The sequence below is a fragment of the Desulfobacter curvatus DSM 3379 genome, from assembly GCF_000373985.1.
GTDB lineage: Bacteria > Desulfobacterota > Desulfobacteria > Desulfobacterales > Desulfobacteraceae > Desulfobacter > Desulfobacter curvatus.
The window spans coordinates 24,565-40,031 of sequence record NZ_KB892901.1 but is presented as its reverse complement, the minus strand read 5'-3'; the positions used below and the strand labels follow the sequence as shown (position 1 = coordinate 40,031).

The window sequence follows — 15,467 nt, the reverse complement described above, 5'->3', positions numbered from 1 at the left end:
AAACAATGAAATTAAAGGCATCAACAATGAAGGGCTAAAATGGGCGCCGCAGGCGCTTCGCCCTCTTGTTTCTCGTATCTTGTCTCTATTTTCATGAAAATACCGGAGCCAAGTGATTTATGAACCAGACTGCTTCACACACTTCCCTGGGTGTAACCCTTTTGAAAATTATTCTGCCTGTGTGCCTGATTGCCCTCGGTATTGCCGGATTTTGGTACTACAAATCAAAAGCCGTGAAAGTCCAACGCAAACCTGCTGAGAAAACTGCTCCGGTGGTGGATGTCATGAAGGTGGATCCTGATCGGGTCATCGCACAGATCCGGGCCATGGGTACGGTCCAGCCGGACAAGGAAGTGGTCATTAAATCCCAGGTGGCCGGCACGGTCATCCAGGTGGCCCCGGAATTTGTCCAGGGGGGATTGATTCGCAAGGGGCGGACCATGGTCCGGATTGATCCGGCTGACTATACGCTTGCCGTGAGCAAGGCGCAAAGCGCATTGGCCCAGGCCCAGGCTGATTTTGAAATTGAAAAGGGCCAGCAGCAGATTGCAAAAGAAGAGCTTAAGCTTATGTCCACAATGTCGCCCAATGAGATACAGGCGACCAGCCTGGTGCTCAGAAAACCCCAGCTTGAGCAGGCCCGGGCTGCCGTGGCAAGTGCCCAAAGCGATCTTGAAGCCGCACGCCTGGACCTGGAACGAACCAGAATAACAGCCCCCTTCCATGCCCTGGTATTGTCCAAAGAGGTGGATAAAGGGGCCATGGCCGCAGTCCAGGGAACCCTTGCTTCCCTGGTGGACGTGGCCTGTTACCAGGTGGAAGTCCAGGTGCCCCTGGACCGCCTGGATCGGATCCGGGTCCATGAAACCAAAGGCAGTCCGGCCCGTATCCGCTCCCTTTATGCCGGCCGTGAGTGGGAAGGGCGTGTGGTGCGGACCACCGGCGCCGTTACCGAGCAAAGCCGCATGGCAGGCGTGATTATTCAGGTGGATGACCCCTTGGGGCTTGGGCCTGCCAAAGGCCGTCCGGCCATGCTGTTAGATGATCACGTGGAAGCAATCATTGAAGGCCAGGCCTTTGACCATGTGTTTTCCCTGCCCCGGACCCTGGTCCGGGAGGATTCCAGTTTATGGATATATAATGACGGGCGCCTGGAGATCCGCAAGGTGGCCCCCGTGTGGATTGAAAATGACCGGGTGTTTGTTCAGTCCGGACTTTCCCCGGGGGACCTTGTGGTATCTTCTGATCTTTCCGCGCCAGTGCCGGGCATGGCCTTGACCCTTGCGTCACAGGAGAGCCGATAATGTCTGAACACAACCCGGGTTCTCCCGGTCCTTCAGGACACGGCCCAAGGGGTGCCATCGCCTGGATGGCCGGCAACACCGTGGCCGCCAATCTGCTCATGGCGGTTTTTCTTGTGGGCGGCCTTTTTATGGGCGTTAATATCAAACAGGAGGTGTTCCCCGAATTCTCCCTGGATACGGTGAGTATTTCAGTGGCCTATCCCGGGGCCAGTCCCGAAGAGGTGGAGTCCGGTATTATCCTGGCTGTGGAAGAGGCGGTGCGGGACCTTGAAGGCATTGATGAGATAACATCCCAGGCTTTGGAAGGCCGGGCGTCGGTCACCATAGAAGCGCTGGACGGGGCTGATGTCACCCGGTTGTGGCAGGAGATCAAAAGTGAGGTGGACCGGATTGACACCTTTCCCGATGAGGCGGAAGACCCGGTGATCACCATCACCTCCCGGCAGCGGGAAGTGGTGCGTCTGGCCCTTCACGGCAACGCGCCGGAAACCACCATGCGCGATCTTGCCGACGATATCAGGGACAGGTTTTTGTCCGACCCTGCAATCACCCAGGTGGAGCTTGAAGGCGTCAGGGAGCGTGAGATCCTGGTGGAGATCTCCACCAATACCCTGCGGCGTTACGGCATGACCCTGTCCGATGTGGCGGATGCCGTCTCCACGGCCTCGGTGGAGCTGGGCGGTGGTGCCATTAAATCCGGTGGCGGGGATATCCTGCTGCGCGTCAAATCCCGCAAAGACTATGCCCTGCAATATGAAAAACTACCCATCCTCACCCGGGAGGACGGATCTCAATTGGTGTTGTCCGACATTGCCAAGGTCAGCGAAGGCTTTGAGGATTCGGAAGAATGGGCTTCATTTAACGGCGAACGGGCCGTCACCATTGCGGTTTACCGGGTGGGCAAACAAACCCCCACCCGAGTGGCTGAGGCCACCAAAAAGATGCTGAAAATCATTAATGAGGACCTGCCCGAGGGGATTCATTTAAGCATTGTCAGGGATCTGTCCGAAATTTTTGCCCAAAGGGCGGATCTATTGCTGCGCAACGCCTATATGGGACTTGGCCTGGTGTTCTTGTGTCTGGCCTTGTTCCTTGAAATCCGTCTGGCCTTCTGGGTCAGTCTGGGTATCCCCATTTCATTTTTAGGATCTTTTATTTTTTTGTCCGCAACCGATTTTACCATCAATATGGTCAGCATGTTTGCCTTTATCGTTACGTTGGGTATTGTGGTGGACGATGCCGTGGTAGTGGGGGAAAATATCTATCATTGCCGCCGTCAGGGCATGAAGTTTCTGGAGGCTTCCATCCAGGGGGCAAAAAGCATTGCCGTTCCCGTATTTTTTTCAGTGGTCACCAATATGGTCACCTTTATGCCCATCATGTACATCCCGGGCATCATGGGCAAGATATTTAAAACCATGCCCCTGGTGGTGGTGGCTGTGTTTGGTGTCTCCTTGATTGAGAGCCTGTTGATCCTGCCGGCCCATTTAAGTCATGGCAGCCGTCCTTTGTTTTTCCCCTTAAATGTCTTTGAAGCCTGGCAGGCAAGATTCTCTGAAAAATTTGAAACCGTTATCAAATCCGTATATGGCCGGATTTTGTCCGGACTGCTTTCCTGGCGGTATACGGTACTTGCCTTAGGAGCTGCCCTGTTGCTGATTACCTTTGGATATGTAAAATCCGGGAAAATGGGCATGGTTTTGTTTCCAAAAGTTGAATCCGATTACGCCTTTTGTGAAATTTATCTGCCCTATGGCACGCCTGAAAGCAAGGTCCGGCAAATGGAAATCCGCCTGGTGGCATCGGCCCAAAAGACCGTGGATGAAAATGGAAAGCAGGAGTTGTCCACGGGAATTTTTTCCCAGGTCAGTGAGAACAATATCCAGGTGAGGATTTATTTGACGCCTCCCGAGGTGCGCCCGATATCAACCTCCGAGGTGACCCGGATCTGGCGGGAAAAAACCGGCCGGGTTGCCGGTGTTGAGACCATCTCCTTTGAATCCAACCGGGGCGGGCCCGGTTCCGGCAAGGGGCTGACCATTGCCTTGAGCCACCGGGATGCGGATATTTTGAACCGGGCCGGGGAAGACCTTGCCCAGCAACTGGGTGAATACCCCATCGTATCGGACATTGATGACGGATCTGCCCAGGGAAAACGGCAGTTTGACATCACCCTGACCCCTGCCGGTCACCGTATGGGACTTACCCCGGGAACCATTGCCCGCAAAATTCGAAATGCTTACCAGGGGATTGAGGCCGTGAAAAACCAAAGGGGAAGAAATGAGGTTACGGTCAGGGTGCGGATTGCAGACGATGAGCGCATTTCCGAAACCGCATTTGACAATTATGTGCTCAATACCCCAAACGGGGAGATCATGCTCCGGGATGCCATCGAAACTATCAAAGGAAGGGCTTATACCGAAATCAGCCGGAGCAACGGACGGCGGGAAATTGAGGTCTCGGCCAATGTTACCCCCCAGTCGCAGTCCGAGAATATTATCCGGGATATGGAGCAGGAGATTCTGCCGTCACTGATGAAGCAGTATCCGGGCCTGTCATACGAATTCAAGGGTAAACAGGCGGATATCAAGGAGAGTGTGACCGCGCTGGTCAAAGGCCTGGCCCTGGCGTTATTCTGTGTGTTTGCGCTGCTGGCCATTCCTTTTAAAAGCTATTTTCAGCCTTTGATCATCATGCTTTGTATTCCTTTTGGCGTGATTGGGGCTGTGGCCGGCCATATTATCATGGGGTATTCCCTTTCGGTTATGAGCCTGTTTGGCCTTGTGGCCATGGCCGGCGTGGTGGTCAATGACTCTTTGGTGCTCATTGATTTTGCCAACCGGCTTGTGCGTGGGGGCATGCCCGTGGCGGCCGCGGTTAAGGCTGCCGGGATACAGCGGTTCAGGCCCATTCTTTTGACGACCTTAACCACCTGCGGAGGTCTGGCGCCGATTATCACGGAGACGTCGCGCCAGGCAAAGTTTTTGATTCCCATGGCCATCTCCCTGGGGTTCGGTATTTTTTTTGCCACGCTGATTACCTTGGGGCTTGTCCCCTGTCTTTACCTGATATTAGAGGACATCAAAGATTTATTTAAAGATAATAAGGGGTCGTCTTTATGACCAAGGTGGCACTTTGTGCCTGTCCGAATTATGAGGCGGGGAATGTGGCTTCTGCTGTGGAGCGGGCCGTGGCGTTGTGTGGGGGCATGGAAACGTTTGTCCGTCCGGGACAGCGTGTGTTGCTCAAACCCAATATGCTCAGTGCCGCGCCTTTGGCGCAGCGGGTGACCACTGATCCAGCCGTAGTACGTGCCGTGGGAAAATTGGTGTTGAAGGCAGGGGGACAGGTCGTCATCGGAGACAGTCCGGCCATTGACAAGGTATCCCGTATTTCCCGGGTTACCGGCATGAAAGATGTGGCTGCCGAGCTTGGGGCGGATCTGATTGAGTTTTGCCGCCCCTCCTTGGCTAAAACGCCCGATGGCTCTATATACCATGCCCTGGAACTGGAAGAGACCGCACTGGCCGCTGATGTGGTCATCAATTTGCCCAAGCTCAAGACCCATTGCATGATGCTTTTAACCATGGGGGTTAAAAATCTTTTCGGAATGGTGGTGGGTCCGCGGAAAAGCCAGTGGCATATGCATGCCGGGGCAGACCGAATCATGTTTGCCGATCTTTTGCTGGATATCTGCCGCACGGTCAAGCCGGCCCTGACCATCCTTGACGGTGTCTGGGGCATGCAGGGCCGGGGACCCAATAACGGCACACCCTGCCATTTAGGCTTTCTGGGGGCCTCCTGTGATCCCCTGGCCATGGATTTGGCCCTGGCGCCTCTACTGGGTGCGCATCCGGCAAGCTTTCCTTTGTATAGTGCTGCCGTTCGCAGGGGGCTTGTCCGATCCGATGGGTCTGATACCCAGATGGTTGGTGACGATCCAAATGGATTAATCCCCCAAAATTTTCAATTGCCGGTACTGGAATCGGCCATGCTGGTGCCAAGGTTTATGTCCGGGCCAATGCGCAAGCACCTGACCTCCCGGCCGGTTCAAGACCCTGGCCTGTGCCGGGACTGCGGCAAATGTGCAGCAGTCTGTCCACCGGGAAGCCTTCGGTTCGAGGAGCCCCGTCACGCTGTCATTGATCATCTGACCTGTATCCGCTGTTATTGCTGCCAGGAGGTCTGCCCGGCCAACGCCATTCATTTCAAAACCGGCGCGCTGGTGGGCATTGTCGAGCGGTTGCGCGCTATAATGCCCCATTGAAAATTTGAAATGCTTCGCCTACACAATACTTTTGCTATTGAATACTGTTTTGAAATAGGCTTGGGTGAGAATAAATACCATCATTGTGGTCTAGTCAAAATTTCGAATTGAGAGGAATCGAAAACCCCGTGATACACGTAATATTGCTCGCTGGTTTGAGGATTTACAAAGTGTGGAAGTACAGGGATAGTCTGCGGTAGTCGTTCACCCCAGAATGGACTCTGTTTTTGAGGTAGTCTGCTCTATCTATGTTATTTTTAGCCTGCCAAAATAGACCTCTTTTCAATCCATATTTTGACAGTGAATTTTCTAGCCGAATGAAAAAAGTCCAGGCACAAGATGCGTGACCAATGTATTTTCGATCATGGCATGGGTCCTTTTTCCTGTAATACGGCAAGATCCTCTTTAGTGGTCAGCAGAGTCCATCCACCTTTTTCGGGGTGCACGGGATACCGGGACGCATATTTGTCGACCGGAATGGCACTGAGGGCTCTTGTCTGGTCGATCATCAGTACGAAACTGCCAGACTGTCCCGGTTTTTGCGGAATGGCCGCCACAGTCCAGGCTTTGGTGTAATCTATAGTAACAGGCGCCTGCTTCCCGGAGATTCTGCGCTGCCTGACATCTATGAAATAGTACCCGTCCACGATTTTGGTTGTCCCCACGGCAACGGCCAAAGATTCAGGAATCAGATTTAAGTTAACTGGGCGGCCTCCACGATCTACTGCCTTCCACAAATGGGTTAAAAATACGGCATACAATTTGCGACCCACGATTTCCCGGCTCTTTTCATAATAGGCGTTTTGTGCCGTAAAGATCTCTTTTAGATGGTCATAGGCAGCCATTTCATTTTTTCTCATCCGGGACAGGGTGACGGTGTCGTTTGAAAAAAAAGTGGTATAAGCCAAAAAAAGTCCTGCACAGATAAATCCCACAAAAATAGTATTGATAACGATGCCCGGCAGCTTGACAAAAGCGTGTTCCCGGCGGTTCTGTAGTTTGTGTCGGTTAATCATCGTCTTTTTTACCAAAATTCTTTGCCAGCTGATCATAGGATTTGAGCCATTCGATCAATTTTAAATCATCAATCTGGGTCAGATCCAGACCCTGGTAATACAAGGGGTTGGTTAACAGGTAGGGCTCAGGATCGCTTAGGGGATAGGCCAGGCAGCCTTTTGCCAGGTCCGCCACCCTGGTCTGCCTGGGGTAAAATTCAACATTTGTCTGACAGTGGTTTAGATAAAACAAGGTCCCCAATGATGTGCAAAGGACCAAGCCAAAAGCAAAATTTAGACCTGTGGCCAACAGTCGCCGCTTAAACCGGCCTGTGGCGGCACTGAAAAGAAAACTGCCGGTCACAGCCGCCAGTCCGTAGTAAAACAGGTAGTTTAAAGGCCCGGATCCGGGCGACCCTGATTTCAGATGCAGATAAAGGGGCAGCGGATAGATGCCGTCACTGTTCACAAGCTGGTGTGCATTGTCAAGGTGTTGGGGGGTAACAGCCCCAAAATGAAAGATCAGTACCCATACGCCTGCAACCACAGCTCCTGCAGCCAGATGCCTGAATCCAAACCAGCGTCCGGGCCGTTGAACGTACCAGGTGACCGTTAGGATCAACAGGACAATGCAAAGCAGCGTGCCTGCACCGATCCTTAAAAATTTGATCTGCCACATCAGCCGGGTCTCTTTTTCAAGCCGGGATACCGGCATATACAGATCCATGGCGGGCTTCAAGGTCAGGGCATGCCTGAACGCCTTCCAGGCCGCAAAGGGCTGGTCACAAACCTTGTGGGTCAGGCCCAGTGTATAATACAATTCGTGAAGCCCGTAATAATCGGGGCGGGATTTGATTATACTGCTGAGTGTATTGATATTCTGCCGGAGTCTTCGGGCCTGGGACGGGTTGCCCACGATTCGGCGTGTGAAGGTCAACTGCTTCATTTCCCGGATTTTCGGAAACAGGGCTGTCTCTTGTTTTCTAAGGGTTTCCCATTGGTCCAGCTGGTGTTGGGCGTCCTGGGAAACTTTAACTGAGTTCATGTTTTTCCAAGGTGACAGGGCGCGTTTCAACACCTGGGATGCCCGTTGAAAATCTCCGACCTGGTCTGCATAAAATCCGGCAAGGGCAAGGCTTGCTTGAAGTCGTTCCTGCTCTGATGCGGTTTTCTCTGCGGCGGCCCTGCGCAAAATATTTACCCCGTCCTGGAACTGTCCGGCTGTAAACTGCTTTTGCGCGTCATCCAGGACAGAGGCAGCTCCGGCGGTTCCCCCCGGGAGGATCAGCAGGATTAGAGCCAGGGAAACAATATACTTAAACATCACGTGGGCTTTCGACGTCATCGGTACCGGATATCTTTTCGTGCACATCAACAGGATCCGTGTGAGACAAAGGGCTTTTGTCCTTAACAAAGTGAGGCAGTATCAGACTGGATATGGCTGCCGTGCCAAAGGCCACACCGATCATAGACAGAGGCAGCACAAAAATAATGCTCCCCATGGAGGATGAGTTGGGATTATACCCGTGTTTCACCCTTAAAATTGAACCTTTCATATAAGGATTCCATAAAATTTAAGGAAGCAGCACCTTAAGGCACCGCTTCCTTATTAAATTTTTAAAATTTGTCCGTGCCGTTAAAGAAAGAAGAGCCGGGCGGCCGGACAGAATCGCTCCAGGCTCTTTTTCAGGCATTACAATAATTTATTCAGTTGCACATCTTGCACGCGTACAGCTTTTCATAAGCATTCTTGCATCTCTTATCGTAATTGTGCCGTCACCATCAATGTCGCACGCCTCACATACGGAAGCAGATGCGCGCAGGTGGGATCTGATCCTAGCAATATCATCCTTGTCAACATCACCGTCTTCATCCAAATCACCTTCTATGGTATAGTAGACGGTTAATTGAGGCCGGTCGCTCTGGGTCGCTGTCTCTGAGGCGTAGAAATCCCAGCCGTCGGTGGAGGAGTTGATGATACCCCATCCATAGTTGGGGACTCCGGCAGCCCAGGCTTTAACGGACTCTGTAACATCAATATATGTCAATTCGCCGGAGGACGGTGAGCCGGCCGTTGCTTCAGCCTCGGCTGTCGCTTCAGTGCCGTCAGGGGAAACCCCATCACCGCCCAGTGCGCTCCAGGTACACGCTTCGGGCCAGTCGGTCAGCATCCTGTAAAAGGATTGGGTGCCGTCCGAGCTGCTGGTGGTAAGCACCTGGAGTTCCGCACTGACAATTTCAGCGTTATCGGGAATGGATGCAATAAGGTTTTTAAATTTCACCATGCCGTGTACGACACCGCCGTCGGCCATATCCACACTCACGGATTCGGTGCCGTCAAACGCTGAGTCCGGGGATGCTGACCGAATTTCCATATCAAGGGTGCCGTCATAACCGTCCCGGCCGGTCTGGAAGACAACTTTCAGGCGGGGGTCAGTAAGGGTCGCAACGCTACACACACCGGTATAATTGGAATACCCAAAGATATTTCTGGCGCGCATTCTGAATTTATAGGTTGTTCCATCCTGGAGTCCGCTCAGCTCATAGGATTCAAGTTCCGGCTGAATCTGGCTGCTGAGGATTTCCCAGTCACCATCTCCAATTTTACGCTCAAGTTCAATCTTTTGAACGGATTCCGTGGATGTATTTGCCCATGTCAGGACGATCTCAGTGTAAGAGACAGCCTCTCCAGACAAGTCGGCGGGGGCTGTGGGCACATCACCGGAATAGGTGTTGCGGGTGAAGGGAAGCTGGATTTCAGTGCCGAAATAAGGGGCGTCCGCGAAAACGATGTTTTCAGGGATGGCCGTATATTTATTCTCTTCGGTCAGGCTTTCCACATCAGGCACCTGGGATACGGTGTCACCCGAGGTTTCACCTTCAGCACAGTTGTCATAGTAGCAGTTCTTTTTGCCGGTAATAACGGTTCTGATGGACAAATACGCCTCTTGGGTGCCTGTGGCCGGATAGACATGGATCCACTTAAACTGGTTAAAGGAATCACTGTCAAGGGTCCAGGGTTTGTCGTCGTTGTGGTCTCTGGGGCTTGCACCCCAGCTGCCTTCACCCAGGTAGAACGTACCGTTTTCCTCGTCAATTTTAAAGTCCTGAAAGCACGTGTCATCCGTGTCGTCACAGGGTGCCAGGGGAAAGGTCAGTTTGTGCATGTGGGAGTCGGCATCACAGGATATATCCATCCCGTAGGTGTAAAACAGATTTGCCCAGGCATTAATCAGGGTGGGGTTTTCAGCTTTGCCTGCTGTATGGGGGTGCAGGGGTTTGTGATATCCACACGTCTTAAACGTTACATCCTGACTTGCATAAAGCTCATCGGCCAGCCATTGGTTCATACTTTCAAAGGCTGTTGCATAGGTATCGCCGTTCTGCAGCTCGGAGTTCAGGGCAAACACCTTGAGCAGGTTACCGCCGAAGGTCAGCGCATAAAAGTTATACATATAACCGTTGGTTTCCGGGGTGTCGAATAACTTGTGCAACACCTCGTAATCCCCGTTTTCATGGTTGCCGTGAACGGCAATGATGGGGATAAGCCGGCCGTCTTCGGTGGTGGTCTGTTCGGACCAGTTGGTCAGCCAGTCTGCCCAGGCGTTTGCATCTGTGCCGTCCCCGCTGTTGTAGTCCCCGCTGAATAGAACAAACAAGGGGCGCAGCTTGGCCACCATCTGGTTTGAATACTGGCCGGCCAGGTAGGCATCGCCGGTGCTTTTGGTGTCACCGCCGGCAATGTAGGCAAAGGGCTCGGGGGAATCCGGGGCGGTTAAAAAGCAGTACCGTTTGCTGGTGTTCAGGCTGTCCTGGATCACAAAGTAAACCATGGTGTTGGGTGCAAGGCCCGTAAACGCTGCAAACTGGGTGTTCATGTCATAGGCGCTGACGGTTTTGTAAGGTGCCAGGGTATTGGGATAGGCACTTGCATCCCGGCCATGGTCGGTGGTATCCCATTTTACAACCGGGTTTTCACCGTCCAGCTGGTCCCAGCTGACCACCATGGTGGTGGCGGGATCCGCATTCCAGCTTGCTCTGATTTTTCCAATGGAGGGGCTCTCTTCTTCCCCGATAAATTTTACCACCAGGGTGGGCCGCTGCCCGGTGTTATCCCCTGCGCCGTCAAAGGATTCTGCGGTGCGCTGGCCGGTGCCTTCAAGGATAAAAACCATGTTGTTGCCGCCGTACCAGTCGGTGCGGTTGACAATTTCCTGAACAATGGGGGTCAGATCGCTGGTTCTCTGATCCTCACCCGCCGCTTGTTTGACAGTCCACATGGGGATGTCGTTCCACTCAACACTTGCGGACGTTCTTGTTCTTGAAGAGATATCATAAAGTGTATTTGAAAACGCTTCGGGGTAAGCGTTGGCTTCACCTGTAATGGTCACATTGAAGGGATCTGCATTTTTATCTTCTTCATCCACGTTGAACTGGATAAAGGCGCTCTGGATTTCAGCCCCCTGGGGGATGGAAACGCCTCTGAAGCGGATACCCACAGTCTGGTTCCGGCTGGGATCATCTTCATGATCCATGACAATTTCAAGATCAGAACTGTCGATATCCATGACACCTGCACCATCATCACCCTCTTCGGCGTCGTCGGCAGAGGATAACGGCTGGTAGGATGCGGTGGTGGCTGTTTCGATCACCAGTATCGGGGCATAGGTTTCCCCGCCGCCGTCATAGGACTCGGCGGTACGGGTACCAGTAGCTTCAAAGATGAATACGATACTCTGGCCATCGTTCCAATCCCCCCTGGCCTTGATTTCCTTGAGAATATTTGTCAGATCAGGCGTCTGCTGGTCCTTACCCTGTTCGTGGGTGACCGTCCACTCGGGTACATCCGTCCAGGCTACGGAAGCGCTTGTTTTTTCCCGTGAAGAAACAGCATAAGTCTCTTCCTGAAACTGGGGTGCGTCGCCGATGGCCTGTCCCCAGATGGTCGCTGAAAATGGAGACTGGTTTTTATCCTCATCCTGGGTAAACTGGATGTAAACTTTTGCAATTTCATCGGTTGCAGGGATGGTTACATTCTGGAACCTAACCCCGACAATCTGCTGTTCCTGGTCTTCCTCGCCAGGCTTTTCATAACCGATCTCAAGATCGGAACTGCCCGAGTCCCAGGAGCCGTCGGAGACGTACTCTTCAATATTGTCGAGTACTATCTGAGTTGTGTACATCGTTTTCTGTGCCCACACCGATGTGCTTATCAACAAACTGAAGCACAGTATGAGCAGGGTCGCTGTTGCCTTTTTCATTTCTCCTCCCAATTTACTGTTTAGTGAGCGATCTGCGACACCGTACAGCATCAATGCTTGGATTGTTTTGTTTTTTTATTAGTATTTTTTTAGGGCTTTGTTAGGGCGCAGATTCGGCGGAGGAAGGGAACCGCAGAAGTTACGTTCAACAAAACGACACATGAAATCTGCCATCATCCTCATTATTCAATATCGTTGACAGCGAAAGACTTTTCCTGTTCATTATATACAATTTCTTTGGTCTTTCCGCGCCGGATCACCGAAACCGTGATATCGGAATCCCTGTCCATACGGTCCATCATGCTTTCCAGATCTTGCGGATTTGTAATTTCAGTATCGTCCACGGCCTGGACAACATCTCCGTTTTTCAAGCCGAGGGCTTGGGCTGAGGCGCCTCGTCTGATGCCGTAAATCATCACGCCGGATTCCCGGCCATTGTCATAGTAAGTACGGGTTTTAAACAGCGGTTGTCTGGGGGCCGGTTCAATGTCGCCTGTCAGTTCTTTGACTGCATCAAGATCAATTTCTTTTTTTTTAGACGCGGCGGGTTGATGCTGTTGTTCTATGCTGGGATGAGGGCGGTTTGTACGTTTTCTGTAATTTTTCGTAAGGTTCTGGTTCACCTCTAAAATCTGATCTTGCCCATTGACCGATAATATAATTTTATTTCTTAAAATTGATTTGATTGTTCCATTTTGGATTGTATCTCCCACGTTGTACAGTGTCTGTTTTTTATTATTGGCCTCCTCTATGACAGCCCATCCTTTATTCTTTTTGCCTGGTGTTGTCACCGTACCCAAAAGGGTAATTTTAAGGTTGGTTTTTTCCAGCTGTGATATGTTTTCAAGCTTAAGGTTTTGATGCTTGTCCACCTCGACATTGAACAGATTTCGACCTGTGATGGTGCGCTGGTCATCATTTAATTTTACCGTTTGTTTTTTTAAAACGTTGGGTTCCGGCGTTTCGGGTGCAGCCGGTGAATCAGTTATCTTCTGCCCTACTTTATCCCCAGGACGGACTAAGGCATAAACCTGGAATGCCACCAGAGCGGTCAGAGCGGTCAGTATCGTGTAAAAAATAAATTTCATTATGGCTATCAATTGCCCGGCATTGTGTCGGCAGGGACGCATAAAATACCGTAGACTTCACGGCAGTTCGTTGGGAACAGACCGCTGATGAAATAAAGTAAGCAACATCCGGCCGGGATTAAAAACTATAGCTGACTTCAATGCCGTAAGTGGCGCCCACATCACGCAGGCAACCCCATTGGGCAAATGTTGGATATCCTTTGTTGTTGGTTGCGTATTCGTCATCCGTGATGTTTTTACCAAAGAGGGTTACCTTGACACCATTGAAAATCGTCCGGCTGACACTTAAGTTCACGGTTGTGAAATCCCCCACAGTGTATCCGTAACTTGAATAGGGCCCGACGTGAAGAATCGTCAAGTCGCTGCGCCAGTCACCATAATGCCAGTTAAGGCGTCCGCTGAATTTGTTTTCCGGATTTTCAGTCCCATTGTTCCCGTCCTCTTCGGTGTCCACAAAATGCGTCCATCCCAGTTCATATCCCAGGATGTCCTTGTAAAAACGGCCTTTAATGCTCAATTCAAAACCGTACAGTTCCCTGTCCTGGGAATCATATACCGTGATGTCCGTGGGATCTCCGCTAACCGGATCAAGGATGGGATCGCCATTGGAATCCGTGCTGATGGTATCCGCCGACACCTTGGCATTTTTAATGTTATAGTAAAATGGTGTTGCCGAGACCTGGATGACCTTGTTGAAATCAGCCGCCACACCCACTTCATAGCGATGTCGCTGTTCATCAGGCAGTTCGGCATCATCAACGGTTGTCAGCACATCCGGCGTCGGTGTCACATTAAACGAATAGCGCGCCGTCAATTTCCATATGGGATTGATCTGCCAGGCATTGCCCAGGGAAGCCACAAAGGCCTCATCGGTCCACTCCCCGTCAGACAGTTTTACCTGTGTGCCGTTGGACAGGTATGTATCTCCCCCATGAACAATTTTCTTTTTATCCACCCGCAAGGCTCCATCTATGAACCACCACTCTTTGATTTTATAGGCATCGGTTATATATGCCCCATAAATCTCTTCCTCCCGGGGTGAGGGAGCGCGCTCAATAAATTGAAACCAACTGACCATTTGCGTGCCGATTTTGAAGGTATTGCGATCCGTGGCAATGGAATGGGTAAGGTTCCACTCACTGGAACGGTCTTTGGCATAGTTACCGGTCGCCGATTTATCATCAATGGTGTACCTATATCCCGTGCACTCGGTTCTATTCCAGCCATAGGTCAGTGAGGTGGTATGATGTTCATTCCATGGCCGGGTCAGGTTGATGGACATCAGCAGGGTATCGATGGGATCGTATTCCCAGACATTTTCATTCAGTTCTCCGGTGTAGATGCTCTCGTGGCGTTGGATTTCTCTGGCTGCCGTGTTGTAGTAAAGTGAGAAATTAGCCAGAAGCACATCATTGTTGAAACCGCCGTTAAACAGCAAGGTATCCCCGGTATAGCCGTTGTTCCAATCGTCTCTTCCCTGGCTATGGGTCCGCTGGTATCCAGCGCTGAATGTAAAGCGGTCGTCCTGCCACGAATGGCCGGTAACCGCCGAGGCTTTGAACGTGTCATAGGAGGCGTAGCTTGCGCGGATCTGCGTGCCGTATTTTGTGTCCGGCCCTTTCTTCCGGGTCTCAATGATGATGAATCCCTGGTTGGGGGAACCTTCCTCGGCGGTACCAAACGACATCAAAGGTCCGATGGTGATCACCGATGCGTCACGTACAAATTTGATGGAATCGATCATCTCTACGGGGATATCTGAAATCATGCGCCGGGCCTCGTTTGATGTGAGATAGACCCCGTTCAGAATAACGCTGACCGCATCTCCGCGACTGAAGGAAAAGGTATGGATCCGGGCGCCTTGTTTCCACATGTTCATGCCCAGCGAATACTCGATCAGGTCTGTGACATCCCGGGGCTGGATGGCCTCAATATCTTCCCGGGTCAGGGTCTGGACGGCTTCCACGCTTTCCGGAAGATAAAAACGGCTTGAAACCTCTACCGCTTCCGGGGCCACCGTCTCCCCGATAACCGTCATGGACTCAAGTTCAGTGGTTTCTTTTTTTTCCGCTTCTTGTCCCCAGGCATTGAGGCTAAAACATTGCAAGAGAAAAATTAAAAGGACCAAGTTCCATATTCTGCTCATCATTTTCTTCCTTAGCTTAATTATCGGCATTGTTGGTTTTGGGTTTTTTCGTGGATTCAGGTACATAGACCATTTCACCGCCCTCCAGTCTGTAGCACACCCCTAACCGCTGCCCGTTGCCGCCGGCATCCTCCCGGCTCATGGTGTACTTCTCCATTTTTTTGCCATTTTTTTGTATGATCTCCATGTTGGCTTTCCCTGGATTCTTTATGATGGTGACATCATCGGTCCCCATGAGCAGTTCGGGAATGTTGAGTACATGGAAAATGCCTAAAATCAGCGCCACGGCAAACACCATGGCCACATCAAACAGGTTGGCCACACCGGACATGGGATCATCGGCATCGCTGTGGAACAACGCACTTTTACTGCGTGATCGTCTTATTGTAGAATGCGGTTTTACCAT

Annotated in this window: 10 protein-coding genes; 3 read left to right on the top strand and 7 right to left on the bottom strand. The window is 51.6% G+C overall.

The window, feature by feature from the left end; all coding sequences use genetic code 11:
* The first annotated feature begins 119 nt into the window (after nt 1-119).
* Genes B147_RS0100910 through B147_RS0100900 form a run of 3 tightly spaced genes read left to right on the top strand, consistent with a single transcriptional unit; the run spans nt 120 to nt 5,571 of the window.
* Entirely contained in the window at nt 120-1,304 is a 1,185-nt protein-coding gene (locus B147_RS0100910; protein ID WP_020585381.1) for an efflux RND transporter periplasmic adaptor subunit, read from the top strand.
* Nucleotides 1,304-4,426: an efflux RND transporter permease subunit gene (locus B147_RS0100905; protein WP_020585380.1), complete on the top strand. Its 3,123-nt coding sequence runs from the start codon at nt 1,304-1,306 to the stop codon at nt 4,424-4,426. The genes B147_RS0100910 and B147_RS0100905 overlap by 1 nt, the downstream gene beginning before the upstream one ends.
* Entirely contained in the window at nt 4,423-5,571 is a 1,149-nt protein-coding gene (locus tag B147_RS0100900; RefSeq protein ID WP_020585379.1) for a DUF362 domain-containing protein, read from the top strand. Before B147_RS0100905 ends, B147_RS0100900 begins: the two co-directional genes overlap by 4 nt.
* Before the next feature lie 362 nt (nt 5,572-5,933).
* Here the strand turns inward: B147_RS0100900 and B147_RS0100895 are convergent, their stop codons facing one another.
* The 7 genes from B147_RS0100895 to B147_RS0100865 all read right to left on the bottom strand — a co-directional run bounded on the left by B147_RS0100895 (nt 5,934) and on the right by B147_RS0100865 (nt 15,467).
* Nucleotides 5,934-6,587: a hypothetical protein gene (locus B147_RS0100895; RefSeq protein WP_020585378.1), complete on the bottom strand. Its 654-nt coding sequence runs from the start codon at nt 6,585-6,587 to the stop codon at nt 5,934-5,936.
* Nucleotides 6,580-7,911: a hypothetical protein gene (locus B147_RS0100890; RefSeq protein WP_157237711.1), complete on the bottom strand. Its 1,332-nt coding sequence runs from the start codon at nt 7,909-7,911 to the stop codon at nt 6,580-6,582. The genes B147_RS0100895 and B147_RS0100890 overlap by 8 nt, the downstream gene beginning before the upstream one ends.
* The gene (locus tag B147_RS0100885; protein ID WP_020585376.1) at nt 7,883-8,122 is read right to left on the bottom strand and encodes a hypothetical protein; all 240 of its coding nucleotides are present in this window, start codon (nt 8,120-8,122) and stop codon (nt 7,883-7,885) included. The genes B147_RS0100890 and B147_RS0100885 overlap by 29 nt, the downstream gene beginning before the upstream one ends.
* Nucleotides 8,123-8,269: 147 nt before the next feature.
* On the bottom strand, nt 8,270-11,827 hold the full coding sequence (locus B147_RS0100880) for a DNRLRE domain-containing protein (RefSeq protein WP_020585375.1): 3,558 nt from the start codon (nt 11,825-11,827) through the stop codon (nt 8,270-8,272).
* Nucleotides 11,828-12,009: 182 nt separating this feature from the next.
* Nucleotides 12,010-12,915, bottom strand: a complete 906-nt coding sequence (locus B147_RS0100875; protein WP_033396666.1) for a type II secretion system protein N — start codon at nt 12,913-12,915, stop codon at nt 12,010-12,012.
* Between the two features lie 118 nt (nt 12,916-13,033).
* The gene (locus tag B147_RS0100870; protein WP_245568877.1) at nt 13,034-15,064 is read right to left on the bottom strand and encodes a TonB-dependent receptor plug domain-containing protein; all 2,031 of its coding nucleotides are present in this window, start codon (nt 15,062-15,064) and stop codon (nt 13,034-13,036) included.
* A gap of 13 nt (nt 15,065-15,077) precedes the next feature.
* Nucleotides 15,078-15,467, bottom strand: a complete 390-nt coding sequence (locus tag B147_RS0100865; protein ID WP_020585372.1) for a DUF2149 domain-containing protein — start codon at nt 15,465-15,467, stop codon at nt 15,078-15,080.

Excerpts from the sequence above, each read along its gene's own strand:
- B147_RS0100900 (WP_020585379.1), top strand. The coding sequence starts at position 4,423 with ATGACCAAGGTGGCACTTTGTGCCTGTCCGAATTATGAGGCGGGGAAT.
- B147_RS0100865 (WP_020585372.1), bottom strand. The coding sequence starts at position 15,467 with ATGGTAAAACCGCATTCTACAATAAGACGATCACGCAGTAAAAGTGCG.
- B147_RS0100875 (WP_033396666.1), bottom strand. The coding sequence starts at position 12,915 with ATGAAATTTATTTTTTACACGATACTGACCGCTCTGACCGCTCTGGTG.
- B147_RS0100905 (WP_020585380.1), top strand. The coding sequence starts at position 1,304 with ATGTCTGAACACAACCCGGGTTCTCCCGGTCCTTCAGGACACGGCCCA.
- B147_RS0100895 (WP_020585378.1), bottom strand. The coding sequence starts at position 6,587 with ATGATTAACCGACACAAACTACAGAACCGCCGGGAACACGCTTTTGTC.
- B147_RS0100890 (WP_157237711.1), bottom strand. The coding sequence starts at position 7,911 with ATGACGTCGAAAGCCCACGTGATGTTTAAGTATATTGTTTCCCTGGCT.
- B147_RS0100870 (WP_245568877.1), bottom strand. The coding sequence starts at position 15,064 with ATGATGAGCAGAATATGGAACTTGGTCCTTTTAATTTTTCTCTTGCAA.
- B147_RS0100910 (WP_020585381.1), top strand. The coding sequence starts at position 120 with ATGAACCAGACTGCTTCACACACTTCCCTGGGTGTAACCCTTTTGAAA.
- B147_RS0100880 (WP_020585375.1), bottom strand. The coding sequence starts at position 11,827 with ATGAAAAAGGCAACAGCGACCCTGCTCATACTGTGCTTCAGTTTGTTG.
- B147_RS0100885 (WP_020585376.1), bottom strand. The coding sequence starts at position 8,122 with ATGAAAGGTTCAATTTTAAGGGTGAAACACGGGTATAATCCCAACTCA.